The sequence below is a fragment of the Arthrobacter sp. FB24 genome (assembly GCF_000196235.1).
In the GTDB taxonomy this organism is placed as follows: Bacteria; Actinomycetota; Actinomycetes; order Actinomycetales; family Micrococcaceae; genus Arthrobacter.
The window spans coordinates 3,503,009-3,528,760 of sequence record NC_008541.1 but is presented as its reverse complement, the minus strand read 5'-3'; the positions used below and the strand labels follow the sequence as shown (position 1 = coordinate 3,528,760).

The 25,752-nt window shown below is 67.3% G+C and carries 23 protein-coding genes; 16 read left to right on the top strand and 7 right to left on the bottom strand.

Features of this window, described 5'->3' with window-relative positions; all coding sequences use genetic code 11:
• The first annotated feature begins 180 nt into the window (after positions 1-180).
• The 4 genes from ARTH_RS15970 to ARTH_RS15955 are packed head-to-tail and all read left to right on the top strand — an operon-like array spanning position 181 to position 4,941.
• On the top strand, positions 181-1,602 hold the full coding sequence (locus ARTH_RS15970) for an extracellular solute-binding protein (protein WP_011692972.1): 1,422 nt from the start codon (positions 181-183) through the stop codon (positions 1,600-1,602).
• The gene (locus tag ARTH_RS15965; protein WP_011692971.1) at positions 1,599-2,576 is read left to right on the top strand and encodes a carbohydrate ABC transporter permease; all 978 of its coding nucleotides are present in this window, start codon (positions 1,599-1,601) and stop codon (positions 2,574-2,576) included. Before ARTH_RS15970 ends, ARTH_RS15965 begins: the two co-directional genes overlap by 4 nt.
• Positions 2,577-2,584: 8 nt before the next feature.
• Positions 2,585-3,487 (top strand): carbohydrate ABC transporter permease, encoded by a 903-nt coding sequence (locus tag ARTH_RS15960; RefSeq protein ID WP_011692970.1) that lies wholly within the window; start codon positions 2,585-2,587, stop codon positions 3,485-3,487.
• Positions 3,488-3,510: 23 nt separating this feature from the next.
• Positions 3,511-4,941 carry a glycoside hydrolase family 32 protein gene (locus ARTH_RS15955; RefSeq protein ID WP_011692969.1) on the top strand — a complete coding sequence of 477 codons (1,431 nt, stop codon included), beginning with the start codon at positions 3,511-3,513 and terminating at the stop codon, positions 4,939-4,941.
• A gap of 23 nt (positions 4,942-4,964) precedes the next feature.
• On the opposite strand, the gene ARTH_RS15950 is transcribed toward ARTH_RS15955, so the two are convergent.
• Complete coding sequence (locus ARTH_RS15950; RefSeq protein WP_011692968.1) at positions 4,965-6,077, bottom strand: LacI family DNA-binding transcriptional regulator; 1,113 nt, start codon at positions 6,075-6,077, stop codon at positions 4,965-4,967.
• Between the two features lie 299 nt (positions 6,078-6,376).
• On the opposite strand from ARTH_RS15950, the gene menD reads away from it, so the two are divergent.
• Together menD and ARTH_RS15940 are read left to right on the top strand one after the other, a co-directional pair.
• Complete coding sequence (gene menD / locus ARTH_RS15945; RefSeq protein ID WP_011692967.1) at positions 6,377-8,176, top strand: 2-succinyl-5-enolpyruvyl-6-hydroxy-3-cyclohexene-1-carboxylic-acid synthase; 1,800 nt, start codon at positions 6,377-6,379, stop codon at positions 8,174-8,176.
• Positions 8,177-8,407: 231 nt separating this feature from the next.
• Positions 8,408-9,382: a type IV toxin-antitoxin system AbiEi family antitoxin domain-containing protein gene (locus tag ARTH_RS15940; protein WP_043429969.1), complete on the top strand. Its 975-nt coding sequence runs from the start codon at positions 8,408-8,410 to the stop codon at positions 9,380-9,382.
• Positions 9,383-9,469: 87 nt separating this feature from the next.
• Here ARTH_RS15940 and ARTH_RS15935 read toward each other — a convergent pair whose 3' ends face one another.
• The 3 genes from ARTH_RS15935 to ARTH_RS15925 all read right to left on the bottom strand — a co-directional run bounded on the left by ARTH_RS15935 (position 9,470) and on the right by ARTH_RS15925 (position 11,982).
• Positions 9,470-10,279 carry an amino acid ABC transporter ATP-binding protein gene (locus ARTH_RS15935; RefSeq protein WP_011692965.1) on the bottom strand — a complete coding sequence of 270 codons (810 nt, stop codon included), beginning with the start codon at positions 10,277-10,279 and terminating at the stop codon, positions 9,470-9,472.
• A gap of 11 nt (positions 10,280-10,290) precedes the next feature.
• Positions 10,291-11,082, bottom strand: a complete 792-nt coding sequence (locus tag ARTH_RS15930; RefSeq protein WP_011692964.1) for an amino acid ABC transporter permease — start codon at positions 11,080-11,082, stop codon at positions 10,291-10,293.
• A gap of 96 nt (positions 11,083-11,178) precedes the next feature.
• Complete coding sequence (locus ARTH_RS15925; RefSeq protein ID WP_011692963.1) at positions 11,179-11,982, bottom strand: ABC transporter substrate-binding protein; 804 nt, start codon at positions 11,980-11,982, stop codon at positions 11,179-11,181.
• Between the two features lie 200 nt (positions 11,983-12,182).
• Between ARTH_RS15925 and ARTH_RS23180 the strand changes: the two genes are divergently transcribed.
• Complete coding sequence (locus ARTH_RS23180) at positions 12,183-12,395, top strand: hypothetical protein (protein WP_052309710.1); 213 nt, start codon at positions 12,183-12,185, stop codon at positions 12,393-12,395.
• On the opposite strand, the gene ARTH_RS15920 is transcribed toward ARTH_RS23180, so the two are convergent.
• Positions 12,392-13,780, bottom strand: a complete 1,389-nt coding sequence (locus ARTH_RS15920) for an isochorismate synthase (protein ID WP_011692962.1) — start codon at positions 13,778-13,780, stop codon at positions 12,392-12,394. The genes ARTH_RS23180 and ARTH_RS15920 overlap by 4 nt on opposite strands.
• Positions 13,781-13,910: 130 nt before the next feature.
• Here ARTH_RS15920 and ARTH_RS15915 point away from each other — a divergent pair, with 130 nt between their 5' ends.
• The 4 genes from ARTH_RS15915 to ARTH_RS15900 all read left to right on the top strand — a co-directional run bounded on the left by ARTH_RS15915 (position 13,911) and on the right by ARTH_RS15900 (position 18,380).
• The gene (locus ARTH_RS15915) at positions 13,911-14,684 is read left to right on the top strand and encodes a demethylmenaquinone methyltransferase (RefSeq protein WP_232223664.1); all 774 of its coding nucleotides are present in this window, start codon (positions 13,911-13,913) and stop codon (positions 14,682-14,684) included.
• 11 nt (positions 14,685-14,695) lie between these two features.
• Complete coding sequence (locus tag ARTH_RS15910; protein WP_011692960.1) at positions 14,696-16,030, top strand: geranylgeranyl reductase family protein; 1,335 nt, start codon at positions 14,696-14,698, stop codon at positions 16,028-16,030.
• A 9-nt stretch (positions 16,031-16,039) separates the two neighbouring features.
• Positions 16,040-17,143, top strand: a complete 1,104-nt coding sequence (locus ARTH_RS15905) for a polyprenyl synthetase family protein (RefSeq protein ID WP_011692959.1) — start codon at positions 16,040-16,042, stop codon at positions 17,141-17,143.
• 397 nt (positions 17,144-17,540) lie between these two features.
• Positions 17,541-18,380: a DUF559 domain-containing protein gene (locus ARTH_RS15900; RefSeq protein WP_011692958.1), complete on the top strand. Its 840-nt coding sequence runs from the start codon at positions 17,541-17,543 to the stop codon at positions 18,378-18,380.
• Positions 18,381-18,514: 134 nt separating this feature from the next.
• Here ARTH_RS15900 and ARTH_RS15895 read toward each other — a convergent pair whose 3' ends face one another.
• Together ARTH_RS15895 and ARTH_RS15890 are read right to left on the bottom strand one after the other, a co-directional pair.
• Positions 18,515-18,940 (bottom strand): hypothetical protein, encoded by a 426-nt coding sequence (locus ARTH_RS15895; protein ID WP_011692957.1) that lies wholly within the window; start codon positions 18,938-18,940, stop codon positions 18,515-18,517.
• Between the two features lie 14 nt (positions 18,941-18,954).
• Positions 18,955-19,626, bottom strand: a complete 672-nt coding sequence (locus ARTH_RS15890) for a trimeric intracellular cation channel family protein (RefSeq protein WP_011692956.1) — start codon at positions 19,624-19,626, stop codon at positions 18,955-18,957.
• 61 nt (positions 19,627-19,687) lie between these two features.
• Here ARTH_RS15890 and ARTH_RS15885 point away from each other — a divergent pair, with 61 nt between their 5' ends.
• Genes ARTH_RS15885 through ARTH_RS15865 form a run of 5 tightly spaced genes read left to right on the top strand, consistent with a single transcriptional unit; the run spans position 19,688 to position 25,576 of the window.
• The gene (locus ARTH_RS15885) at positions 19,688-20,611 is read left to right on the top strand and encodes a sirohydrochlorin chelatase (protein WP_011692955.1); all 924 of its coding nucleotides are present in this window, start codon (positions 19,688-19,690) and stop codon (positions 20,609-20,611) included.
• 54 nt (positions 20,612-20,665) lie between these two features.
• A complete protein-coding gene (locus ARTH_RS15880) occupies positions 20,666-22,411 on the top strand; it encodes a nitrite/sulfite reductase (RefSeq protein WP_011692954.1) in 1,746 nt (581 codons plus the stop codon).
• Positions 22,408-23,199, top strand: coding sequence for a phosphoadenylyl-sulfate reductase (locus tag ARTH_RS15875; protein WP_011692953.1), 792 nt, complete (start codon positions 22,408-22,410; stop codon positions 23,197-23,199). The genes ARTH_RS15880 and ARTH_RS15875 overlap by 4 nt, the downstream gene beginning before the upstream one ends.
• The gene (gene cysD, locus ARTH_RS15870; protein WP_011692952.1) at positions 23,196-24,143 is read left to right on the top strand and encodes a sulfate adenylyltransferase subunit CysD; all 948 of its coding nucleotides are present in this window, start codon (positions 23,196-23,198) and stop codon (positions 24,141-24,143) included. The genes ARTH_RS15875 and cysD overlap by 4 nt, the downstream gene beginning before the upstream one ends.
• Positions 24,143-25,576: a sulfate adenylyltransferase subunit 1 gene (locus ARTH_RS15865; RefSeq protein ID WP_011692951.1), complete on the top strand. Its 1,434-nt coding sequence runs from the start codon at positions 24,143-24,145 to the stop codon at positions 25,574-25,576. The genes cysD and ARTH_RS15865 overlap by 1 nt, the downstream gene beginning before the upstream one ends.
• Positions 25,577-25,752 lie beyond the last annotated feature (176 nt).

Sequence of the window (25,752 nt, the reverse complement as noted above, 5' to 3'; positions counted from 1 at the left end):
TGGAGTGCGCGAGGATTCCAGGACCTCTCATTTGCTGGATAGGCGGGAAGTGAGAGAGCGTCCGGGGAAAAGCGGCCGGAAGTGAGAGAGCGTCGCATTACGCATCGTGGCATTGTGACGCTTGACACGTGTTAGGTCGGCAATCTACAGTTCCTAACACGTGTTAGGAAGGAAATTGACATGACCGGAGCCACAAACGGGCACCTGCGGGAAATCACCCGTCGTACCGCCCTTGGTGCCCTGGGCGCGGGAATCATCGGAGCAACCGTGGCGTCCTGGCCGCGGCTCTCCGGATCGGACATTCCGGGCCGAGGGGACAACAGCCTCAGTATCGCCATCATGGGCACCGCCGCGGACGCCGCCGCCCGCCAGCGCGCCATCGACGCCTTCACCCGCCTCCACCCGGAGATCAGGGTCAAAGTCCAGGCCATCCAGGCCGTCGACTGGAAGGACTTCTTCACCAAGATCCTCACCATGGTGGCCGCGGGCACCCCGCCGGATGTGGTCTACGTGGCCACTGAAGGCGCCCAGCTGTTCGCTGAAAAGCTTGCCCACCCGCTGGACGAGTACGTGCGCCGCGACGCCGCGGACATGGCCGAGTTCTTCGACGACGTCCACCCCAGCCTGGTGGAGGCCTTCATGTACAAGGGCAGCCTGTATCAGCTCCCGATGGACTGGAACGCCGCCAACATGTACTACAACACCACCGCGTTCGCGCAGGCAGGATTGGAGCGCCCGGCGGATGACTGGACCCACATGGACTTCCGCAACAGCCTCGCCGCCATGCGGAAAGCCCGGACCTCGGACTTCACGCCCTACTACTGGACCAACCGGCTCTTCGGCGGAGTGGTGCCGTGGCTCTACGCGAACGACACCAGCTTCCTGAAGGAGACCAGGTCCGCCGGTGGAGAGTGGCTTTGGGACGGCTTCTACGCCAACGATCCCTCCCGCGGCCTCCGCTCCGGCGGCTACCAGTGGCTGGAACCCAACGCCAATGACGACCGCGTGTTCGAGTCCTTCGACTACCTCCGCGGACTGGTCAAGGACGGGCTGGGCGTCCGCCCCGAGGAAGGCGGCGGCAGCTCACTGGTGGGACTGTTCGCATCCAACCGCATCGGGACCACCCCCGCCGGCGGCTACTGGGTGCAGGGCCTGCACGAAGCCGGGATGGGCGAAAGCGATTTCGACGTGCAGTTCTTCCCGCGCTGGAAGAGCCAGCGCCACCAGTTCGGCACCGCGGGCTACGCGATCATGAAGACCGCGAAGGACAAGGACGCCGCCTGGGAATGGATCAAGTTCAGTTCCAGCCGCGAGGCCATGGAACTGATTTTCCCCAACCCGATTACGACGCCGGCGCGCCGCTCCATGGTGAACGAGCAGCTTTACGCGGGCAAGGGGCCCGCCCATTGGAAGGTCTTCTACGACACCCTGGACCGTTTCCCCACCACCGGCCCCATTCCGGCACCACCCCAGCAGGCGGCCGTCGAAACGGCCCTGATGAAGAACGTATCGCTCGCAGTCAGCGGCGACGAGCGCCAGCTCAAACAGGCCCTCGCCTCCATGCAGCGCGACCTTGAACTGGCCCTGAGGAGGCAGTCATGAGCACCACCACCCCGCACCGGGAGCGGCCGAAGCGGGCCGCCGGGCCGGCAGCGCAGGATGCCCCGTCCGCCAAAGACGCCACGGCACCGGGCGCCGGCTCTAGGCACACCCAGCGCTGGCTGGCCTGGGTCTTCCTGGGCCCCACGATCCTCGGCATGGGCCTGTTCACCCTGATCCCGATTGTGGCGTCGGTGGTCCTCGCCTTCTTCCGCTGGGACATCATTTCCGCGCCGACGTTCGTGGGCTTCGACAACTTCTCCGAAGTGGTCCAGGACCCCACCGTCCGGGTGTCCTTCCTGAACACCATCGTGTTCGTGGTGGTGGCCGTAGCCCTCCAGTTGGGGCTCGCCCTGGCACTGGCCATCATGGTGCAGGAGAAAATGCCGGCCTGGCTGCGCGTGTTCTTCCGCTCCGCCTTCTTCTTCCCGTTGATCCTGTCGGCGGCCTCCGTGTCCATCTTCATGCGGTACCTCTTCAACGAACAGTTCGGCGTGGTCAACTGGTTCCTGTCCCTCGCGGGCATCCCCGCCGTGCCGTGGCTGACCACGCCGGGCGGGTCCGCCGCCGTCGTGATTCTGGTTTATGTATGGCAGAACTTCGGGTTTTCCTTCCTGCTGTTTATCGGCGGCCTGGCCTCCATTCCGGTGGAGACATACGAAGCGGCAGCGATCGACGGCGCCACGGGCTGGCGCAAGCACCTGCATGTGACGCTTCCGCTGCTGAGCCCCACGACGCTGGTGGCCTCGGTGATGGCCATCATCAGCGCCCTGCAGGTGTTCGACCAGCCCTATGTGCTGACCCGCGGCGGCCCCGGTGACTCCACCCGCACAGCCGTCATGGTCATCTTCGAATCGGCCTTCCAGCGGCTCGAATTCGGTCAGGCGTCCGCCATCGGGGTGCTGCTCACCCTGATCATCATGGCCATCACAGCCGCGCAGTTCCGGCTCAGCAAACGATTCGTCTTCTACCAGTAAGGCCAGCCATGACAACCACAACAGACCACGGCCTGGCCGGACATTCCCCCCGGCTGTCCGAAGGCCTCCCGGCAACGCCAGCCAACCGGCGCCGGTTCAACTGGGCCTTTATCATCCGCATCGCCCTGCTGGTGATCGCGGCCGCCCTGACGCTGGGCCCGGTGCTGTGGACCCTGTCCACCTCGCTGCGGTCGCCGTCGGAATCCTTCAAGCTCCCGCCGTCGTTCATCCCCTGGAACCCCGACTTCACGTCCTACGGGGAAGTATTCCAGCAGCTAAATATTTTCCTGCTCGTCCTCAACAGCGCCCTGGTGACGGGACTGATCGCGGTGGGCCAGATGGTGTCCGCGGCGCTGGCAGGCTATGCGTTCGCGCACCTGAAGTTCCGCGGCCGCGGCGCCCTCTTCTCGATTGTGCTCGCCACCATGATGGTGCCGGTGCAGGTCACGATCGTCCCGGTCTTTATGCTGATCCGCGGTATGGGCCTGTCTGACACGTTGCTCGCGCTGATCCTGCCGGCCATTCCGACGGCGTTCGGCACCTTCCTGATGCGCCAGTACTTCATGGGGCTGCCGGCAGAGCTGGCCGAAGCGGCTTCGATCGACGGCGCCTCGCCCTGGCGTACATTCCGTTCCGTGTATGCGCCGCTGGCGATGCCCGGCATGGCGATCGTGGGAATCCTCGCATTCAACTTCCACTGGAACGAGTTCTTCCGGCCGCTCATCCTGACCATCTCCGAGCAAAACTTCACGCTCCCGCTGGGACTCGTCTCGCTCCAGGGCAACCTGGGAACCGGCAGCATCTCCGTGGTGCTCGCGGGCGTTGTCCTGTCCATGATTCCGGCGCTGGTGGTCTTTATGTTCGGCCAGCGCGCACTCCAGGACGGCCTCACGGCCGGCACCGGGAAATAACCTACCCACCGAAAGGCCCCGCCATGCCCTCCCCGGACCTCGCCGCCGTCCGTTTCGACGACGTCGCCGCCCACCACCCCGACCCCGCCTTCCCGCGGTTCCACCCGCGTCCCGCACAGGGCTGGATCAACGACCCCAACGGCGTCAGCTTCATCAACGGCCGCTACCACGTGTTCTTCCAGTACAACCCGGACTCCGCCCGGCACCACCGGATCGCCTGGGGCCACGTCAGCTCCGCCGACCTGGTGCGCTGGGAGGAGCACCCGGTGGCGCTGCGCCCGCAACGCGGCGGCCCGGACGAGTACGGCTGCTGGACCGGGGTGGTGACGGACGACGGCGGTGTTCCCACCGCCGCGTACTCCGGCGTCCGCAGCGACGGCGGCCACTCAGAGGTGGTCATCGCCCGCGGTTCGGCAGACCTGGTCTACTGGGAGCAGACCGGCCATGTTGCGGCAACGATGCCCGCCGACGGTCAGGTGACCGCGGTGCGGGATCCGTTCATCTTCAGGTTCAACGGCAAGCGGTACGCCATGCAGGGTGCCGGCCTCGCCAACGGGCACGCCGCGCTGCTCCTGTACACGGTGGAGGACTTGACCGACTGGAAATACCAGGGCATCTGGCTGACCTCGGAGAACCCCGTGGCCTCGAAGTTCACGCCGGCCGAGATCTGGGAGTGCCCGCAGCTGGTGCGCGTGCCTGAGTCTTTCGCCGCCGCGGGGGACTCGGCTGACTCGTTCGGGGATTCCGGAACCTGGCTGATGATGTTCTCGCTGTGGCTCTCCGGCGACGCACACGAACACGCCAATGGTGTGGGCCACCTGATCGGTTCGCTGACCGAGGACCCGGTTACCGGGCTGCCCGTCTTCACGCCCCGGGGCGGCGGCAAGTCAGACCACGGACGCGACTTCTACGCTCCGCAGGTGGTGGCCCTGGAGGACCGGGCCCTGCTGTGGGGCTGGGCCAACGAGGGCCCGGGCCGGGACGGACGCCGCGGCCGCAGCCAGGACGACATCGACGCCGCCGGCTGGGCCGGGGTCCTGACGTTCCCGCGTGAGCTCTCAGTCGTGGACGGCGCCCTGGTGGTCAGCCCCGCCCCCGAAATCGATGCCTACCGCGGAGCGCATACGGCCAGCCGGGCCGGAGGAACCGTCCAGCTGCCGCCGTTTGCCGAGGCCCTGGTGACAGCAGGCCCGGGCGAGTCCGGCGCAGGCGGCGGGGACACCGCCGTCGAACTCCTGCTTGTGGGGGACGGTACCCGCCAGACCGTGTTCAGCGGAACCGTCGAGCCGGGGGAGGAACTGCGCGTGTTCGTGGATGCCTCACTGGTGGAGGTGTACAGGAGCGGTTCCGTGGCCACAACGCTCCGCGCCTACCCGGCTGCCGGTGAAGAGTGGCAGCTGTTGCTTCCCGCCGGTGCGACGGCCGAGGTCTGGGAACTCGGGCAGCCTTCCTAGCGTCTGGCCGTCCCGGCCGGGCCTTAGCGGCCGGCCGGGACGGGGCCCGTGGAATCCCGGACCACCAGCCGGCACGGAACCATCGTCACCGCGTGGTGGACGGCGTCGGTCCCAGCGCCGGTACCGGAGCCGGCGGCGGCAGCCGGGCCGCCGCCGTCGTGCTTTCCGTTCGGTGCGGACCCCACGTCGGCGAGCAGCGCCGTCATGGCTGCCGCGCCCATCTCCCGGAGCGGGAGGGCCATGGTGCTGAGCGCCGGGACCATGTTCTTGGCGATGCGGAATTCGTCGTCGTAACCCATGACCGACACGTCATGCGGAACGCTGAGCCCCAGCCGGTAGCAGGCCAGTACGACGCCGATGGCCAGGCGGTCGTTGGCGCACAGGATCGCGGTGGGACGGGCGGCCGGCTCCACGCCGTCGAGGAGCTTAATGGCGCCGTGGAAACCGGCATCGATATCCCAGCCCACCTGGAGGACGCGGTCCCCGTTGACGGGCATGTCCGCGGCGCCAAACGCTTCGCGGTAGCCCTCGATCCGGCGGGGCGCCGCAGGGGTAAGGGAGTCGCCGGCGAGGAAGGCGATGTCCCGATGTCCCAGCGACATCACGTGTTCGGCGGCTTCCCGCCCGCCGCGGACCTCATCGGGGATGACGGCGGGAACACCGGCCCCTGGGCGGTCATCAAAGCAGTTGGCCAGGATCGACGGCACCTGCAACATGTTGAGCGGGACGTGCAGGGGGCGCAGTCCCACCGTGACGTACATCAGCCCGTCCACCTGGCGGTCCAGAAGGGTGGCCACGGCGCCCTCGTCCCGGGCCTCGTCCGATTCCGTATCCATCACTACAGTCACAAAGCCCTGGGACCGGGCCACGGCATCCGCTCCGGCGATGATGTTGCCGTCGAACGGGCTGGTGACCACTTCGTCCGAGACAATCCCGATGACCCGCGACCGCTGGTTGCGCAGGCTCAGGGCGATGGCGTTTGGCGTGTAGTTCAGCGCTGCCGCGGCTTCCCGGATGCGCTGCTGGCTTTCGAGGGCCACGTTGCCGTCGCCCCGCCCGTTGAGCACGAGCGACACTGCGCTGCGCGAGACGCCCGCCAGCTTGGCGACGTCCAGTGCGGTGGCCTTGCGGTTCATGGGCTGATCCTCCGGGTGGGTAATCACTGCTTTGCTGCAGTTTACCTAACTCGTGTGAGCCCCGCCCTCCTTGTGGCGACGCTCTCTCACTTCTGGTCGGTTTTCCTGGGACGCTCTCCCATTTCTGGTCGGTTTTCCTGGAACGCTCTCTCACTGCGTCGAAGACAGTGAGAGAGCGTTGGGGTTGAGGCGGCAGGATGTGAGAGAGCGTTTGGGTTGAGGCGGCAGGATGTGAGAGAGCGTTGGGGTTGAGGCGGCAGGATGTGAGAGAGCGTTTGGGTTGGTGGGAGACTTGATTGGTGACTTCTGAGAACCCGCTGGACCCGAACAACGCCTATGCCGCCGCCGATGATGCCCCGCTGTCCGAAGGCGACCCCACGGGTGCTCCGGCCGACTCAGGATCCGACACCCTGACTGCAATCCAGGCCGCCCGGGTCGCTGTCAAAACCCTGCTCGACGGCGGCGTCCGCTACGTGGTGGTCTCGCCAGGTTCCCGTTCCGCGCCCATGGCCTACGCGCTCGCCGAAGCCGACGCTGCCGGCCGCGTGGAACTCCTGGTCCGGATCGACGAGCGCTCGGCCGGGTTCACAGCCCTGGGCCTGGCCCTGTCCACGGGGGCGCCGGTGGCCGTGCTCACCACGTCCGGCACCGCCGTCGGGAACCTGCTGCCGGCCGTGATGGAGGCCAACCACGCCGCTGTTCCGCTGGTGGTGCTCTCCGCCGACCGGCCCGACGAGCTGCGGGGGACCGGCGCCAACCAGACCACGGACCAACTGGACCTCTTCGGCGAGCACGTCCGGTTCGCCGTCGACGTCCCCGCCGGCACAAACCCGCAGCGTGCTGTGGAGACCGCGCTGAGCGCGGCGACGGGAGTCTTCGAGGACACCCCGCCCGGGCCGGTGCAGCTGAACCTGGCCTTCCGCGATCCGCTGGTCCCGCCGCCTGCCGACCACCTGCCGGAGGCAACCGGCCGAAGGACGTGGCAGATCGGACGCGGACCGGAGCCGCTCACCCTCGCGCCCGCACCGGCCACGCTGGCGGAACGGCGCACCGTGGTGCTGGCAGGGCACGACGCCGGCCCGGTCGCCGAGGCCTTCGCCCGCGCCCACGGCCTGCCGCTACTGGCCGAACCATCCTCCAACTCGCGCTTCGGGCCCAATGCCGTGGGTCCCTACCGGCTACTGCTGGAGCATTTCGGCCCGGACTCCGCCCAGCCGATCGAGCGCGTGGTCCTGTTCGGCCGGCCAACCCTGTCCCGCCCGGTCTCTGCGCTGCTGGCCCGCGCCGACGTCCCCTCGGCCCTCTACCAGCCGCTTCCCGTGGCCTGGTACGAGCCGGGCCGCAGGACCGAGCTTCCGCTGGACAACCTCAGTGACCTCGCCGACTTCTCGGGCCGCGGCTCGTCGGGGTGGCTGGATGCCTGGCTGCTGGCCGGTGCCGCCGCCCAGCATGCGCTCGACCAGGCGCTGTCCGAGGAACCGGCCGCGACGGGCCCGACCGTCGGGGCACTGGTGTGGAAGCACGCACGCGGGCAGCTGATGCTGGGCTCCTCCAACGGCATCCGCGACGTGGACCTCGCCGGCCAGCCCGCACCCGAGCCGCACGCCACCATCTTCGCCAACCGCGGCCTCGCCGGGATCGACGGCACCATCTCCACCGCGACTGGCATCGCGTGGGGCGGCCGGCAGGAAACCACGCTGCTGCTCGGCGACGTCACGTTCCTGCACGACGCCGGCGGCCTCCTCCTGGGCTTCGCCGAGAACGACCCGCTGCTGCGCATCGTCGTCCTGAACGACGCCGGGGGCGCCATCTTCAACCTCCTGGAGCACGGCGCCGTGCAGGAATCCGGAACGTACGGGAACGCCGTCGAACGCCTCTTCGGTACCCCGCACAAAGTGGACATTTCGTCGCTCGCCGCAGCATACGGCGTCGAACATTGCGCGGTAAGTACGACGGCGGAGCTCGCCAAGGCGCTCGCCGCGCCGTCGTCGGGGCGCAGCATTATTGAGGTCCGCACGGACCGGGCAGGCCTCCGGAAGCTGCACGGCCGCATCAAGGCCGCGGTGGGGGAAGCCGCGCGTAGCGTGCTCGCAGGCTGACCCCGCCGCGGCGCACTGCCTGGCGACGCGCACACTGCCTGGCGACGCGCTTCACGCCTGGCGACGCGCAAATGCCCTGGCGACGCGCAAATGCCCTGGCGCACCCGGAATTCCTGGTGCGCCAGGGCATTTGCGTAGCGCAGGGGCACTTACGCGTCGAAAATGGGCGCCTTATCCACATGCTGGCGTCCGCAGCTGTCACCCGGGCCGCGCCGTTGGCATCTTGAACGTATGAACGATCTCCCAACGCTCCTCCTCGCCCGTGACCGCCTCCTGCACGGACTGACAGCGAAGGACCTGGCTCGGCGTGCAGCGTCGGGTGCGCTCGTGAGAATCCGGCACGGGGTGTACGTAGACGGGCCGGCCTGGCGTGAACTCGTGCCCTGGGAACAGTACCGGCTCCGTGTCCAGGCTGCTGCGGAAACGCACCACAGCCCCACCGTTTTTGCCCGGCACTCCGCGGCAAGCGTGTGGAAGATTCCCACGATGGGTGTGCGCCATCCCGTTCAGGCACTGACGCTGAAGAACGACGGCGGCCGGTCCCGCGCCGGTGTCCGCCGCTACTTCGCTGATCCGTCAGGGCTGACAGTTGTCCGGCGGGAGGGCCTGCTGGTCACGGACCGCATCCGGACCGTTCTGGATCTTGCCGCGTTCACCCCGTTCACCGAGGCTGCCGTGCCCTTGGACCATGTGCTCAAGCCGGACCGCACTGGCGGGTTGCGGGCCCTGACCTTGGATAACCTGACGGCCGGCATCGGGTCGAATTACACCGGCGCAGCGCAAAGGAGGATCCGCGCGGCGCTGTCGTTCGCGGATCCTCTTTCCGGGTCGGCGGGGGAGTCCTACAGCCGCTCGCTGATGCACGTGGCCGGTTTCGAACCACCGGTCCTGCAGCAGGCGGTCTACGACTCTGACGGCCTGGTGGGCTACGCGGACTTCTATTGGAAACAGGCAAAGGTGGTGGGGGAGTTCGACGGCGTGGCCAAGTACCTCAAACCGGAGTACCTCAAGGGGCGCACGCCGTCCCAGGCGGTGGTGGACGAAAAGTACCGTGAGAACCGTATCCGCGCCGCCGGCTTCAAGGTGGTGCGGTGGGACTGGGCCGACCTGATGGAACCCGGCAGGCTGGAACGCATGTTGGCAGCGGGTGGCGTGCCCCGCCGTCGTGCCCGTTCAGCGATTCTCGACGCGCGAAATGCCCCATGACGCGCAAATGCCCTGGCGCACCCGGGATTCCAGGTGCGCCAGGGCATTTGCGTAGCGCCGGGGCACTTACGCGTCGAAAGCAGGAGCCTAACTAGAGATGTCGATGTGCGTCGGGTCCAGGACGCGCTTGAGGAATTCCTTGGTGCGGGACTGCGTGGGGGCGCTGATGACCTGTTCGGCTATGCCTTCCTCGACCACAACGCCGCCGTCCATGAAGACCACGCGGTCGGCCACTTCGCGGGCGAAGCCCATCTCGTGGGTCACCACCAGCATGGTCATGCCCTCCTTGGCAAGGTTTCGCATGACCGACAGGACGTCGCCCACGGTCTCCGGGTCGAGGGCCGACGTGGGCTCGTCGAAAAGCATGAGCTCGGGGTCCATGCTCAGCGCGCGGGCGATGGCCACGCGCTGCTGCTGGCCGCCGGAGAGCTGGTCCGGGAAGCGGTCGGCCAGGTGGCCAAGGCCCACGCGGTCCAGGTTGGCCTGCGCCACCTTGTCCGCCTCGGCCTGCCCGCGCTTGAGCACCTTGGTCTGCGCGATGGTGCAGTTCTGCCGGGCGTTCAAGTGCGGGAACAGGTTGAACTGCTGGAACACCATGCCCACCTTGCGGCGCATCTTGTCGATGTCCACGTCCGGGTCGGTGGCCTCGAAGCCGCCCACGTGGATGGTGCCCTCGTTGGGCTGCTCGAGCAGGTTCACGCACCGCAGCAGGGTGGACTTGCCGGAGCCGGACGGGCCGATCAGGCAGACAACCTCGCCGGGGGCAACGTCCAGGCTGATGCCCTTGAGGACTTCGTTGGAGCCGTAGGACTTGCGGAGGTCCTTCAGGGAAACTCCGGCCGCATGGACGGATCCGCTGGTACCGGCGCTGCCGGAGGAGTGTACGACGTCGTTCATGACTATCCTGCCTATCGCTTCGTCCGCGCGGAGCGGCTTTCGAACTTCCGGGCCAAAAGGCTCAGCGGGATGGTGATCACCAGGTAGAAGGCACCGGCCACGAGGAGCGGGGTGAGCCCTGCGCCCAGGCTGGAGATGCCGTCGCGGCCGAACTTGGTGAGCTCATACTGCGAGGCGGTGAGGCCCAGCACGTAGATCAGCGAGGAGTCCTTGGTCAGGAGGATGACCTCGTTGGTCAGCGGCGGCAGCACGATCCGGAACGCCTGCGGGATCACGATGGACACCATGGCGCGCCACTGCGGCATGCCGAGCGACCGGGCGGCTTCCAGCTGGCCCTTGGGCACCGCCTGCAGGCCGGCACGGAGCGTTTCGGCGATGTAGGCCGCGGCCACCATGCCCAAGGAAATCATCACCACAATGGTCACGTTCCACTGCACGCCGAATGCGAGGGGCACGCCGTAACCGAAAGCGATGAACACCAGCAGGGCGGGGATGCCGCGGAAGAACTCGATGTAGCCGGTGGCAAGCCAGCGGTACAGCGGGAAGCTGGAGAGCTTCATGAGTGCCAGCAGCAGGCCGCCGGACAGGCCCACAATGAAGCCGAGGGCCGTGTAGATGAGGGTGTTCTTGAGGCCGGAGAAGAAGATGTCCGGGAACATCGGGCCGATCTTGGCGAAGTTGAAGACGCTGGTGCCGATGGTCTTCCAGTCCGTGGCCAGAACCAGCGCGGCCACAGCCACAACGAAGATTCCGGCCTGGACGTACAGGCTGACTTTGGCTCGTTGACGTGCGGTCATTGCCATGGTGTTCTCACATTCGTTTGCGCAGTGAGGGCCCCGTACAGGCTGATGAACAGGTGCTGAACGGGGCCCCGGCTGCGTAGGTCTCTGGAGCGTGTGCTACTTGGCGGCTTCGCCGAACCAGGTGGTCTCGTACTTCTTCAAGGAGCCGTCGTCGGTCAGGCGCTTGAGCGTGGAGTTGACCTGGTCAGCCATGGCGGTGTTGCCCTTTTTGATGGAGATGCCCAGCTTCTCGCCCGTGGCGTAGTTCTCCACGCGCTTGTACTTGGGGTCGTCCTTGATGGCGTAGGCCAGGACGGACTGGTTGCCGAGGGCGGCGTCGATGGTGCCGGCCTGGAGAGCCTGGACCAGGAGTCCGGAATCTTCGAACTGCTGGGCGTCGATGCCCTTTTCCTGCGCGTACTTGGCGCCGGTGGTGGCCTGCTGCACGCCCACCTTCTTGCCCTTGGCGCTGTCGATGTCCTTGATGCCGGACGCTTCGCTGGCCACGAGGGTGAGGTCGTCGTCCATGTACGGGTTGGAGAAATCCATGACAGCCTTGCGGGTGTCCGTGATGGAGACCGAGGAGATGGAAACGTCGCAGCCGGTGAGGGCGGTGCCGGTTTCGATGGCCTCGAAGGAGCTGTCCACCACGCTGAGCTCGGCCTTCAGGTCCTTGGCGACCTCGGCGGCGATGTCCATGTCGAAGCCGACAATCTTGCCGTCCTTCTGGAACTCGAACGGCTCGTAGGGGACGTCGGAGCAAACGGTCAGCTTGCCGGCGTTGATGAGCTGGACGCCGCCCGCGGAGGACGCAGCGGGGGTGGAGCTGCCGCCGCAGGCCGTGAGGGACAGGGCGCCGACGGCGAGGATTGCGGCTGCCTTGGCGGCCAGCTTTGCCGTGGCGGAGGACATGGGCTGCATAGTTTCTTACCTTTTGTTGCAGGGGTATGCGTGACTAAAACGGCTTATAGTGTATCGCCGAATAAGAGATGTGCATCACAGAAAACTTAGTTTCACTATTGGATAACTAATATCGAGGCTAGCGCAAGACCCCGCGCCGGAGGATTGTCTGAAATCCCGGACTCTCGGTCCAGGCGGCCCGCTCCGGACTCTCGGCCCAGGTGGCCCGCTCGGCACTCTCGGCCCAGGCGGCCCGCTCCGGACTCTCGGCCCAGGCTGCCCGCTCGGCCCAGGCGGTCCGCTCGGGACTCTCGGCCCAGGTGGCCACCTCGGCCCGGACAGGCCCGCTCGGCCCGGGCACGCCGCCGGCCCGGACGGGCACGCCGCCGGCCACGAACGGGCACGCCGGCCACGCCGGTGGGCCGCGGCTCTAGCTCTTGATGCCCAGCGACTCGAGCATCGGACGGAACTTCGCCCAGGTCTCGGCGAGCTCAGCTTCAGGGTGCGAGCCCTCCACGATGCCGCAGCCGGCGTAGAGCCGCACCGTGTCCGGCGCCTCGACGACGGCGCCGCGCAGCGCGATGCCCCATTCGCCGTTCCCCGCCGCATCCAGCCAGCCCACCGGTCCCGCGTAGGGACCGCGGTCCATGTGCTCCAGCTTGCGGATGAGCGCACCGGCCACGGTGGTGGGCGTTCCGCACACGGCGGCCGTGGGATGGAGCGCGTTGATCAACGCAAGGCACGTGGGCACGTGCCCCTCCACCTCGGTCAGTTCGGCCTTCACGTCCGACGCCAGGTGCCACACGTTTGGCAGCTCCAGGATGAACGGTTCGCTGTGCGCGTTCATGGCCTCGGAAAACGGCGCCAGCTGGGTGGTGAGCGACTGGATCGCGATCTCGTGCTCGTGCCGCTGCTTCTCGGACCCGGCCAGCACGCGCTCGGCGAACTCCAGCGGCGGCCCGTCCATCCCTTCGGCATCGCGCCGGTCAAGGGTTCCGGCCAGGACGCGGGCCTGGGCGGTCCGCCCCTCGACCTGGATCAGCATTTCCGGGGTCGACCCCACCAGGCCGTCCACGCCGTAGGTCCAGCATTCGCGGTAGCGGACGGCCAGCTGGCGCAGGATTTCCGCCGCGTTCACGCCCTCCGGAATCGTGGCCACGATGTCCCGGGCCAGCACCAGCTTCTCCAGCTTGCCGGTCCGGATTTCCTCGACGCCTGCGGCTACCGCTGCCATCCAGTCGTGCTCGCTGAGCGATCCGGTTTCAAGTTTAGGTACGACGTCGGCGCCGGGATCTGCGGTCATGCCGCCGCCGGGGCGCGCACCCGGTGAAAGCACGACGGCGGTGTCCCGGGGTTCGGTGTCGTATACAGGGTCCACGTCCAGCGGGTCGGTCTCGAGCCAGCGCTGCAGGGCGGCGAGGGCGCCCGCCTCGGTGAGTTCGCCGTCGTCGAACGTTAACTGGGTGAGCCAGGCGCGGCCGTCCCTGACCCCCACAACGATTTCCGGAACAATCAGCCGTGAGCGGTGGGTGGAGACCTTGGAGAAGGCGAAGGAGCCGAAGGCCACTGGACCGGTGCCGGGGCACTCCACGGAGTCGGTGACGTCCGCCTCGAGGACCAGGTGCCGCCACCAGATGTCGGCCTCCAGGAAGCGGTCGGGCCCTGTGGCGGTGAAGCGGGCGATCTCGCCGAAGCCCACCAGCCCGGCCTCGCGGCGGGTCCAGCAGAGAACATCGTCCCGGACCAGAAATGACGGCAGCCCCCCGGAGAATGATCTTCCATCCAGAGGGACTGTCAAGGTGCGGAACGTACTCGTCATGATGAGATAACAGTACTCCCGAGAGCGGCCGGCACCTTGTTGGGGCAAACGCCGCAGTGCAGCTTTCAGCCCACAGCCCAAAGAATCGCCGTGGTTCGTGGGTCCGCCCAACATTTGAGACAATGACATGGTGAACCGAGCATCCTTGGATAAGCGTCCGGACGAAGTAGCCACGATGTTTGACGACGTCGCCCCCAAATACGACGTCGTGAATGATGTCCTGTCCATGGGACAGACGCGCCGCTGGCGCCGGGTGGTCGTCGAAGCGATGGACGTGAAGGCGGGCCAGCGCGTGCTGGACCTCGCTGCCGGAACGGGTACATCCAGCGAGCCCTACGCGGATGCGGGGATCGACGTCATCGCCTGCGATTTCTCCCTGGGGATGCTCAAGGTGGGCAAGCGCCGCCGCCCGGATATCAACTTCATCGCTGGTGACGCCACGCGCCTGCCGTTCGCGGACAACAGCTTCGATGCCACCACCATCTCCTTCGGGCTCCGCAACGTCAACGAGCCCAAGAAGGCCCTGGCCGAAATGCTGCGCGTCACTAAGCCCGGCGGAAAACTCGTCATCGCCGAGTTCTCCCAGCCCGTGGTGCCGCTGTGGCGCACCATGTACACCGAATACCTCATGCGCGCCTTGCCGGCCATTGCCGTGAAGGTCTCCTCCAACCCGGACGCCTACGTCTACCTCGCCGAGTCCATCCGCGCGTGGCCGGACCAGGACCACCTGGCCGGCTGGCTGCAGGAATCCGGCTGGGAAAAGGTCACCTACCGCAACCTCAGCGGCGGCATCGTGGCCGTCCACCGCGCGCACAAGCCCCTGTCCGGCAGCGCCGCGGCCATCGCCAACCACACCGGCCCCGTGGCCAAGCTCCGCCGCAACATCACCCGGCCCGCGGGCTAGCCGAAACTGCCGTGAACGTACTGATCGTCGGCGCCGGCCCTGCAGGGTCCACTGCCGCCTACTACCTCGCCAAGGCCGGCATCCCCGTTACGGTGCTGGAAAAAACCAGGTTCCCGCGCGAAAAGGTCTGCGGCGACGGCCTCACTCCGCGTGCCGTCCGCGAGATCCAAAAGCTTGGCCTGCCGCATTCCGAAGAGGGTGGCTGGCGGCGCAACAAGGGCCTTCGGCTGATCGCCGGCGGCCGCACCATCGAGCTGCCCTGGCCGGAAGTCTCCGATTTCCCCACTTACGGCCTGATCCGCACGCGCCTCGGCTTCGACGAGGAGCTGGCCCGGCACGCCGAGGCCGCCGGTGCCACCATTCTCGAAGGCCACAGCGTCACCGAAGCCCTCCGCGCGCCGGACGGCCGTGTCATCGGTGCCCGCGCCGCCCTGCTGGACGAGTCCGGACGCAAGACGGGGGAGACGCGCGACTTCCATGCCGACGTCGTCCTCGCAGCAGACGGAAATTCGTCCCGGACTGCCGTGTCAGTCGGTATCCAGAAGCGCGACGACCGCCCGCTCGGCGTCGCCGTTCGCACCTACTTCCGGAGCCCCCGCCACGACGACGACTGGATGGAGGGCTGGCTGGAACTTCCCGGCCGCGACGGCGGACTGCTCCCCGGCTACGGCTGGGTCTTCGGCGTGGGTGACGGCACCTCCAACGTTGGCCTGGGCATCCTGAACTCCTCCAAGGAATTCGGCAGGCTCGACTACAAGCAGGTCCTCCGCGAATGGACCGCCGGCATGCCCGCCGAATGGGGCTTCACGCCGGAAAACCAGGTGGGCGAGATCCGCGGCGCCGCGCTGCCCATGGGCTTCAACCGCACCCCGCATTACTACCCGGGCCTGCTGCTCCTGGGCGACGCCGGCGGCATGGTGTCCCCGTTCAACGGCGAGGGCATCTCCTACGCCATGGAATCCGCCCGCTTTGCGGCCGAATACATCATCGACGCCAACACCTGGCAGAGCCGCTACGCCAAGTGGACGCACGACGACGCCGACCTCCACTTCAAGGGGTACGCGGACTATGTACGCGGCCAGTGGGGGAGCCACTTCACCCTGGGCCGCGCGTTCGCCTCGGTGATCGGCAAGCCGTCCGTGATGAAGCTCGCGCTCCGCACCGGCATGCCGTTGCCCGCACTCATGAAGTTCGTAGTCCGGCTGATGGCCAACGTCACGGATGAATCAGCCAAGGGATTCGAGGACAGGGTGATCAGGCTTCTGGAGGCCCTGGTGCCTGCCACCTCCAACACCTCCCTGTCCCCGTCCAGCTACACATCCGCGGTTTCCGCAACAAAAAGTTAGGGTTAACCCGTGACGAACTCTGCCAAGCACAGCTGGACCCACGCCGGACACGGCCTGCCGGACGCCAGGGAGCCCGAGCCCAACACCACCGCCATCGCCACGGGACTCCAGCTGCCGGCAGGTTTCGCGGCCATCGCGGACGACCCCGAGCTGGGCCCCGCCATCACCACCAATCTTGCCCGGGTGGAAAAGAAGCTCCGCGAGGCCATCGCCAACTCCGATCCGCTGGCCGATGCAACGTCGCGTCACCTGGTGGAAGCCGGCGGAAAGCGGATCCGCCCGCTGCTGGCCCTGCTCTGCGCCCACCTCGGGGACGCCTCGCGTCCGGCCGTGGTGCAGGCTGCAGTGGTGGTTGAGCTGACCCACCTCGCCACGCTGTACCACGACGACGTCATGGACTCGGCCCCGTTCCGCCGCGGCGCCCCCACCGCGCACGAGGTCTGGGGCAACTCGGTGGCCGTGCTCACCGGGGACCTGATTTTCGCCCGCGCATCCATCCTGGTGTCCGAGCTCGGCTCCCGCGCGCTGGGGATCCAGGCCCGCACGTTCGAGCGGCTCTGCCTGGGCCAGCTGCATGAGACCGTGGGCCCCCGCCCCGACGAGGACCCCGTGGAGCACTACCTGTCCGTCATCGCGGACAAGACCGGCTCCCTGGTGGCCGCTTCCGGCCAGCTCGGTGCCATCTTCGCCGGCGCCGATGAAGCCTACGAGCCGCTCCTGGTGGAGTACGGCGAGAAGATCGGCGTAGCCTTCCAGCTGGCCGACGACGTCATCGACGTCACCGGCATCAAGGTCAAGTCCGGCAAGTCCCCTGGAACGGATTTGCGTGAAGGCGTGCCCACCCTGCCGGTGCTGCTCCTCCGCAATGCAGCAGCCGATGGTGACCAGTCCGCCGTCGAACTCCTCAAACTGATCGACGGCGACCTCTCCTCGGACGAGGCACTTGCCGCCGCCGTGGCGGGCCTGCGCGACCACCGGGTCACCGCGGAGTCGTGGGTCGTGGCCCGTGCCTGGGCCGATGAAGCCATCGCAGCACTGGCGCCGCTGCCCGAAGGCGTGGTCAAGTCCTCGCTCACCAGCTTTGCGCTGGCCGTGGTGGACCGCGCGAGCTAGTTTTTGGCTGCCCTCGGGCGGCCGCAGTAAGGATCTAAAGTCCTGCTTAAACGGAACGGCCCCGGTTCTTTGCAGCAATACGAGTCATACGCTGCATCGAACCGGGGCCGTTTCTCCGTTCGCATCAGATCCACCGGAGGCATTTAGTGGATCCGAGAAACAGTCTATGACAGCTTTGTCATAAACGCGAGCCGGTGTGTTAATCGGCATGTCACAGTTCCTTGGCCGGTCTTTGATGTCGGAGCTCGTCCGTCGTGGGGCACATTGAGCCCTGGGAAGGGCCTTCCAGGGCTGGGGAGTCGGCGTGTCCGTGTCGAAGTGCCCCGGGGCGGACGGGTTGTCCACATGACGCAGCCCGGGTCTGCCCACCCCGCCGGCCAAGGGGCAGCTTGGGAACATGGACATCGAGACCTTCCTCCGTGCCCGGTCCGGCGTAACAAAGGCGTCGGCGCTCCGCGCGGCGGGATTTACGCACACTGCCCGGGACAAAGCACTGGCAGAGGGGCGCATTGTGCGGATCCGACGGGGCATCTACAGCCTGCCCGCGGAGGCCGGGGCAGTTGGGATGGCGCTAAACCACAACGCCCTGCTGACGTGTCTCTCGGCCGCGCCCACTTACGCGCTATGGACCGTGCTTGATGCGGGGACCGTGCACCTTTCCCCCTCGCACAAAAGGACGCCGCCAGGAACGCTTGCGCACGGCAGATGTGTCCATCCGCGGCACCCATGGCTGCCTGTCGCCGGCCTGGCCGACGTACTGATTCACGCGCTGCGCTGCCTGCCTGAGGTGGAATCGCTGGTCATGGTCCAGTGCGCAGCCCAAAGAGGAGACATCACCGTGGAATTCCTGCGCCGTAAGCTTCCCGGAAACCGCAATGCCCGCGCCCGGGCCGTCCTGGACAGTGTGATCCCTAGGGCGGACTCCATCCTTGAGGTCCTGGCCAACTACCACTTCCGGAGGGCGGGGCTGCATGTCCGCAGGCATGTGGAGCTGCCGGGCGTCGGCGAGGTGGACTTCCTCGTTGAGGACTGCCTGGTGGTGGAAACCGACGGCGGTTCGCATCTGGAGCCGCGCCAGGCCAAGAAGGATCGGAAGCGCAACAATGCCACCGTCATCGGCGGACGCCTGGGGCTCAGGTTCGGCTATGACGACGTCGTCAATCACCCCGAGCGGATGGTCGCCGAGGTGGTGGCGGTACTGGAGCTACGCCGGCGGGGAGCTTTCGGCTCGAGGTGACTGCCGCCGTCGTACTTTGACCGCCGTCGTGGGGCACATTGGGCGAAGGAACCGCGGAACCGGGCTCAGCCCGCGGCGTGTCCGTGTCGAAGTGCCCCGTTTAGGCCGGGGAGCCGCCGAGGCCCATGAGGACCCTAGTCCTCTTCGTCGTTGAACGCCCACTCGAACATGTCGAACACGAACTCGGAGAACGTGCCTTCTTCGCTCTTCCACTGGCCGCGGGCGTTGTTGCGGCGGTACACAATGGGATCCGGGACGCCAAGATCGCCCACGCGGAAACCCCAGGTGAACTGTTCTTCCTCGTCCTCAAGGAACATGAGGAAGCCTTCGTCATCAACTTCGAGTTCCTCGGGGTCCCAGAAGTAGTGGTACGCCTCCATGAGGTCCTCGCAGCCACCCAGTGCCTGGTAGAACTCCCGGAGCACCAACGGGATCTGGAACTGGTGTTCGGAAAGGGCTTCGTCGAGTTCCTCGGGGGACAGCCCGTCCTCTTCCTGCCATTCGTCTTCGAGATACTTCGGAACAAGCGCGCGGAACTTCTCGAGGAACATGTCAGTCATGGTTCTTATCCTAGCTAATCCTTGGCCCCGCCATCCGCCGTGTCCAGGCCCAGCCGGTGCCACCCCCGGACGGCCAGGGGAACGTACCAGGAACGGCGCCAGGCCGTCACCCGGAAGGCGAATACGACGGCGGCAACGGCGCCGGCCGTGAGCGCGTTGAAGGAACCCGAAACCCACAGGATGGTGGTGAGGGCTGCCCCGGTGAACGCGGGGAGGGCATAGAGGTCCTTGGGGTCGAAGAGCTGGGGCACCTCATTGGCAGTGATGTCGCGCAGGAGGCCGCCGCCCACCGCCGTCGTGACCCCCAGCAGCACCGCCGCCACCGGGTTCATCCCGGCAGCCAGGGCCTTGAGCGTGCCGGTGATGCAGAACAGCGCCAGGCCGCCGGCGTCGAACAGGATGAGCAGCGACGTGTAGCGCTGGACGCTGGAAAACAGGAAGTACACCAGTACGGTGGCCAGCAGCGGGGGAGCCAGGTAGGCCGGGTTGGTGAACGCCGCGGGAGGGCCGCTGTTGAGGATGATGTCGCGGATGACGCCGCCGCCCAGGGACACCAGGGAGGCCAGGAGAAGGGACCCGAGGATGTCGAACTGCTTCCGCGCCGCCAGCAGGGATCCGGAGACCGCGAAGAAGAAGATGCCGGCCAGATCCAGCCAGACCTGAACGGCGTCGAATGAGATGGTCAATGGGCGTCCCGGTCAAGGTGGAAGGGGCGGATGGGGCTGCTCCAACGTTACGCTAGCCCCTATGAATAGCCCCATCATGATCGCCTGTGCCCACGGAACGTCCAGCCCGCTGGGCGGGGCCGAGGTCAACGGCCTGCGCGCCGAGATTAGCGCCCTGCGCCCCGGCCTTGACGTCCGGGAAGCCTACGTGGATGTCCAGGACCCGGACCTGGTGGACGTTATGGCCGGACTGCCGGAAGGGGAGCAGGCCGTCATCGTCCCGCTGCTGCTCAGTGTTGGCTTCCACACCAAGGTGGACATCGCGAAGGCGGCGCGCAGCAGGGAAGGTTCTACTGCCTCCGAACCGCTGGGCCCGGACCCGCGGCTGGCGGAGATCCTCGACCAGCGGCTGCGCGAGGCCGGCGCCACCGAGCACGACGCCGTGGTGCTGGCGGCCGCCGGATCCACCAATCCCAAGGCCGCGGTCAGCGTCGAAGAGCTCGCCGAACACCTCCGGGCGCTGCGGGGCAACCGGATCGTTCCCGCCTACGGTGCGGCCGCCAAGCCGTCAGTGCCCGACGCCGTCGCCTCCCTCCGTGCCGAATACCCCGGCGGGGAAGGGCAGGGGAGGGTCATCATCGCCTCCTATCTCCTGGCCCACGGGTTCTTCCACGACCAGCTTGCCAAGGCAGGAGCGGACGTCGTCACGGAACCGCTGCTGCCGTCCCGGCTAATGGCGGAGATCGCGCTTGACCGCTACGACGCCGCCGTGGCCCGAGGCCGCGAAGCCGCAGCCGAGAGCGCGGCAGGCGAAGCCGCAGCCGAAAGCGCGGCTGCGCCTGCCGACGCGCCTGCCGCTGCGCCTGCCAGTGCGCCTGCCGACGCGCCTGCCGCTGCGCCTGCAAAGACCCCGGCACCAGCCCCCGAAGCCACCCCGAACCATGCACAGCCCAAGGGCTTCTTCAAGGCTTTCCGGCGATTCATGACGAAATATTTCCCTAGGTGACCTCGCGTTTCTGACCCTTTGTGACGGCTTTCCGGTGGCACCTACAGTCGATGCATGACTGATATAGCTCTAGCCGGAGCGTCCGCGGACTCCGCTGCCCCCAAGCGACCCGCACGCACCAACCGACCGGCAGCGAAGCCGCACGGCCAGTGGAAGGTTGACGGCACCACCCCGCTCAACGCCAACGAAACCTGGAAGCAGGAGGACGACGGCCTCAACGTCCGCGAGCGTATCGAGTCCATCTACTCCAAGGACGGCTTCGACTCCATCCCCGGCCAGGACCTGCACGGCCGCTTCCGCTGGTGGGGCCTCTACACGCAGCGCAAGCCCGGGATCGACGGCGGCAAGACCGCTACGCTGGAGCCGCACGAGCTTGAGGACAAGTACTTCATGCTCCGGGTAAGGATCGACGGCGGTGCGCTCACCACCGAGCAGCTGCGCGTGATCGGCAACATCTCCGTGGATTTCGCCCGGGATTCGGCCGACCTCACCGACCGCCAGAACATCCAGCTGCACTGGATCCGCGTGGAGGATATCCCCGAGATCTGGAACCGGCTGGAAGGCGTGGGCCTGTCCACCACCGAAGCCTGCGGCGACGTCCCCCGCGTCATCCTCGGTTCGCCCGTGGCCGGCATCGCCAAGGACGAGATCATCGACCCCACGCCCCTGATCGAAGAGCTGGGGGAGCGGTTCATCGGCAACCCGCTGCTGTCCAACCTGCCGCGCAAGTACAAGACCGCCATCACCGGCCACCCCAGCCAGGACGTGGTGCACGAGATCAACGACTTCGCCCTGGTGGGCGTCAAACACCCCGAACTCGGCATCGGCTATGACCTCTGGGCCGGCGGCGCACTGTCCACCAACCCGATGCTCGGCAAGCGCCTGGGCGCCTTCGTCACGCCTGAGCAGGCAGCCGACGTGTGGCTCGGCGTCACCAGCATCTTCCGTGACTACGGTTACCGCCGGATGCGCACCAAGGCACGCCTGAAGTTCCTGATGGCCGACTGGGGCCCGGAGAAGTTCCGCCAGATCCTCGAGGACGAATACCTTGGCTACAAGCTGGCCGACGGTCCCGCGGCACCCAAGCCGTCCACCCCGGGCGACCACGTGGGCGTGCACGAACAGAAGGACGGCAAGTTCTTCATCGGCGCCACCCCGATTGCGGGCCGCCTCTCCGGCGCACAGCTGGTGAAGCTGGCAGACACCCTCGAAGCCCGCGGTTCCTACCGCCTGCGCACCACTCCGCACCAGAAGCTGGTTGTGCTGGACGTCCCCAAGGACGAGGTTGAACTGCTGGTGGCCGAGCTCGACGCCCTGGGCCTCTCCGCCCGGCCGTCCGTGTTCCGCCGCGGCACCATCGCCTGCACCGGCATCGAATACTGCAAGCTGGCCATCGTGGAAACCAAGGTCACCGCCGCAACCGCCGTGGCCGAGCTGGAACGCCGCCTCGCCGACCTCGTCGAGAGCGGCCAACTGCCGCAGGCCCTGTCGCTGCACATCAACGGCTGCCCCAACTCCTGCGCCCGCATCCAGACCGCGGACATCGGACTCAAGGGCATGATGCTGCCAACGCCCGACGGCGATCCCAGCCCCGGCTTCCAGGTCCACCTGGGCGGCGGGCTGGCTTCCCACGAGCGCGAAGAAGCCGGCCTCGGACGTACCGTCCGCGGTTTGAAGGTCTACGTCGAGGACCTGCCCGACTACGTGGAACGCGTGGTCCGGAAGTTCGTGGCGGAACACGCCGAAGGCCAGACCTTCGCCGAATGGGCCCACGCGGCCGATGAGGAGGACCTCCAGTGAGTAAGCACGCCCTTGGGGTAGACCCCGTGGTTGCACCGGCTGAGGCCGCCGCGCAGGTTGAGGAGACGGTGGCGACCGCCGCTCCCAAGCTCCGCTCGCACGACGAGCTGAAGGCCATCGCCGAAGCCGGTGCCGCCGAGCTCGGGTGGGACGCGCCCGCCCGCGATGTCATCGCCTGGGTGGAGCGGAACTTCGAGCTGCCCGCCGTCGCCGTCGCCTGCTCCATGGCCGACGCCGTCCTGCCGGCACTCGTGGCTGACCAGCTTCCCGGCGTCGACGTCCTGTTCCTGGAGACGGGATACCACTTCCCGGAGACCTACGCCACGCGCGACGAGGTGGCCGCGAACCTCCGCGTCAACGTGGTGGACGTGCTTCCTGAGAACACCGTGGAGCAGCAGGACCGGCTCCTGGGCAAGGACCTGTTCGCCCGCGACGCCGCCCAGTGCTGCGCCCTCCGCAAGGTGGCCCCGCTGCGCCGCACCCTGGCCCGCTATGAACTGTGGTTCACCGGCGTGCGCCGCGACGAAGCCCCCACGCGCACCAACACCCCGCTGATCACCTGGGACGAGGCCAACGGCCTGGTCAAGGTCAACCCGGTGGCAGCGTGGAGTTTCGACCAGCTGGTGCAGTACTCCGACGACAACCTCCTTCCCGTCAACCCGCTGCTTTCACAGGGCTACCCGTCCATTGGCTGCCAGCCCTGCACACGCAAGGTAGCGCCCGGCGATGACCCCCGCGCCGGCCGCTGGGCAGGAACCGACAAGACAGAATGCGGACTACACGTATGAGCACTTTCCTAACTGAGGAGCCCACCCAGGTGACTGACGCTGCTGCCTCCACGCGCCTCTCCAGCCTGGACACCCTTGAGTCCGAGGCCATCCACATCATCCGCGAAGTCGTGGCCGAGTTCGAGAAGCCTGCGCTGCTGTTCTCCGGCGGCAAGGACTCCGTGGTGATGCTGCACCTTGCCACCAAGGCGTTCTGGCCGGGCAAGGTCCCCTTCCCCGTGCTGCACGTGGACACCGGCCACAACTTTCCCGAGGTCATCGACTTCCGAGACCGCACGGTCGAACGCCTGGGCCTGAAGCTGGTTGTCGGCTCCGTGCAGGAGTTCATCGACAGCGGCGAACTGGCCGAGCGTGCCGACGGCACCCGCAACCCGCTGCAGACCGTCCCGCTGCTGGACGCGATCCAGCGCAACAAGTTCGACGCCGTCTTCGGCGGCGGCCGCCGCGACGAGGACAAGGCCCGCGCCAAGGAGCGCATCCTGAGCCTCCGCGACGAATTCGGCCAGTGGGACCCGCGCAACCAGCGCCCCGAGCTCTGGAACCTGTACAACGGCCGCCACACCGTGGGCCAGCACGTCCGCGCGTTCCCCATCAGCAACTGGACCGAGCTGGATGTGTGGCGCTACATCGAGCGCGAAAACATTGAACTGCCCGGCCTGTACTACGCCCACGACCGCGAGGTCTTTGCCCGCGACGGCATGTGGCGCGCCGTGGGCGAGGTCTCCCAGCCCCGCCCCGACGAGGAAGTCATCACCAAGACCGTCCGCTACCGGACCGTCGGCGACATGTCCTGCACCGGCGCCGTTGAGTCGGCCGCCGCCACGGTGCGCGACGTCGTCATTGAAGTTGCCGCCTCCACCATCACCGAACGTGGCGCCACCCGTGCGGATGACCGCATCTCCGAGGCAGCCATGGAAGACCGCAAGAAGGATGGCTATTTCTAATGAGCACCGAAATCGATACAGCCCGCGCGGCCGCCCTTCTTGACGAGGCCCCCCTCGCGCACGCGTCGCTGTTCCGCTTCGCCACCGCAGGATCGGTCGACGACGGCAAGTCCACTTTGGTGGGCCGCCTCCTGCACGACTCCAAGGCAATCCTCGCCGACCAGCTCGACGCCGTCGCCCGCACCTCCGCGGACCGCGGATTTGGCGGCGCCGGGGCCACCGGCACGAAAGCGATCGACCTCGCCCTCCTGACCGACGGCCTGCGTGCCGAGCGCGAGCAGGGCATCACCATCGACGTCGCCTACCGCTACTTCGCCACCGACCGCCGCAGCTTCATCCTGGCTGACTGCCCCGGGCACGTGCAGTACACCAAGAACACGGTGACCGGCGCGTCCACCGCGGATGCCGTCGTCGTACTCATTGACGCCCGCAAGGGTGTCCTGGAGCAGACCCGCCGGCACCTCTCCGTGCTGCAGCTGCTGCGCGTGGCCCACGTGATCGTGGCCGTGAACAAGATCGACCTGGTGGACTTCAGCGAGGACGTGTTCCGCGGGATCGAGGCCGACGTGCAGAAGGTTGGCCGCGAACTGGGCCTCGGAGCCGATGGCATCACCGACCTGCTGGTGGTTCCGGTTTCCGCGCTCGACGGCGACAACGTGGTGGAGCGCTCGGAGCGCACCCCCTGGTACACGGGCCCGGCACTGCTCGAAGTCCTCGAAACCCTTCCTGCCGCGGACGAACTGGAAAGCCACCTGGAGAGCTTCCGTTTCCCGGTGCAGCTCGTCATCCGGCCGCAGGGCGCGCTGGCTCCCGACGCGGTTGCCGGCGGACTCGACGTCGAGAAATACCGTGACTACCGTGCCTACGCCGGGCAGATCACCGAAGGCTCGGTGCAGGTGGGGGACAAGGTCAGCGTGCTGACCCCCGGCCAGGACCCGCGCACCACCACGGTGACGGGCATCGACTTCGCGGGCGCCGAGCTCACCGAAGCCGTGGCACCGCAGTCGGTGGCAATCCGCCTCGCTGACGAATTCGATGTGGCTCGCGGTGACACGATCGCCGCCGCAGGCACCGTCCGTGAAGCCTCCGCCGACCTCTACGCCGCGCTTTGCTGGCTGTCCCCAAAGCCGCTCCGCGAGGGCGCCAAGGTGCTGGTCAAGCACGGCACGCGCACCGTGCAGGCGCTGGTCCGCAGCGTCAGCGGGAAACTGGACCTCGCCACCTTCAAGCTTGAGGGCGCGTCCAGCCTGGAGCTCAACGACATCGGCCACGCGCAGCTCCGGCTCGCCGCCCCGCTGCCGCTGGAAAACTACCTCCACCACCGCCGTACCGGCGCGTTCCTGGTGATCGATCCGCTCGACGGCAACACCCTGGCCGCCGGCCTGGTCAATGACCACCCGGGCGACCACGAGGACGAGCGCTACAGCATCTGATCCCTGCACTACGAAACCGCGGCTTGTTCGCAGATCCGGACCTTCACCGACCGGTTCGGCGAACAGGCCGCGGTTTTTTCGGTAGCACCTGAAGATCCGGCAGTAGCTGAAAGCGGCCGGCTTGGATACCCTGCTGGTAGATGCGCTGCGCGATGATCTGAGGGGGACCGGTTGGA

Bases quoted from the DNA above. Each gene is read 5' to 3' on its own strand.
- ARTH_RS15970 (WP_011692972.1), top strand. From the start codon at position 181: ATGACCGGAGCCACAAACGGGCACCTGCGGGAAATCACCCGTCGTACC.
- ARTH_RS15965 (WP_011692971.1), top strand. From the start codon at position 1,599: ATGAGCACCACCACCCCGCACCGGGAGCGGCCGAAGCGGGCCGCCGGG.
- ARTH_RS15960 (WP_011692970.1), top strand. From the start codon at position 2,585: ATGACAACCACAACAGACCACGGCCTGGCCGGACATTCCCCCCGGCTG.
- ARTH_RS15955 (WP_011692969.1), top strand. From the start codon at position 3,511: ATGCCCTCCCCGGACCTCGCCGCCGTCCGTTTCGACGACGTCGCCGCC.
- ARTH_RS15950 (WP_011692968.1), bottom strand. From the start codon at position 6,077: ATGAACCGCAAGGCCACCGCACTGGACGTCGCCAAGCTGGCGGGCGTC.
- ARTH_RS15940 (WP_043429969.1), top strand. From the start codon at position 8,408: ATGAACGATCTCCCAACGCTCCTCCTCGCCCGTGACCGCCTCCTGCAC.
- ARTH_RS15935 (WP_011692965.1), bottom strand. From the start codon at position 10,279: ATGAACGACGTCGTACACTCCTCCGGCAGCGCCGGTACCAGCGGATCC.
- ARTH_RS15930 (WP_011692964.1), bottom strand. From the start codon at position 11,082: ATGGCAATGACCGCACGTCAACGAGCCAAAGTCAGCCTGTACGTCCAG.
- ARTH_RS15925 (WP_011692963.1), bottom strand. From the start codon at position 11,982: ATGCAGCCCATGTCCTCCGCCACGGCAAAGCTGGCCGCCAAGGCAGCC.
- ARTH_RS15920 (WP_011692962.1), bottom strand. From the start codon at position 13,780: ATGACGAGTACGTTCCGCACCTTGACAGTCCCTCTGGATGGAAGATCA.
- ARTH_RS15900 (WP_011692958.1), top strand. From the start codon at position 17,541: ATGGACATCGAGACCTTCCTCCGTGCCCGGTCCGGCGTAACAAAGGCG.
- ARTH_RS15895 (WP_011692957.1), bottom strand. From the start codon at position 18,940: ATGACTGACATGTTCCTCGAGAAGTTCCGCGCGCTTGTTCCGAAGTAT.
- ARTH_RS15885 (WP_011692955.1), top strand. From the start codon at position 19,688: ATGAATAGCCCCATCATGATCGCCTGTGCCCACGGAACGTCCAGCCCG.
- ARTH_RS15880 (WP_011692954.1), top strand. From the start codon at position 20,666: ATGACTGATATAGCTCTAGCCGGAGCGTCCGCGGACTCCGCTGCCCCC.
- cysD (WP_011692952.1), top strand. From the start codon at position 23,196: ATGAGCACTTTCCTAACTGAGGAGCCCACCCAGGTGACTGACGCTGCT.
- ARTH_RS15865 (WP_011692951.1), top strand. From the start codon at position 24,143: ATGAGCACCGAAATCGATACAGCCCGCGCGGCCGCCCTTCTTGACGAG.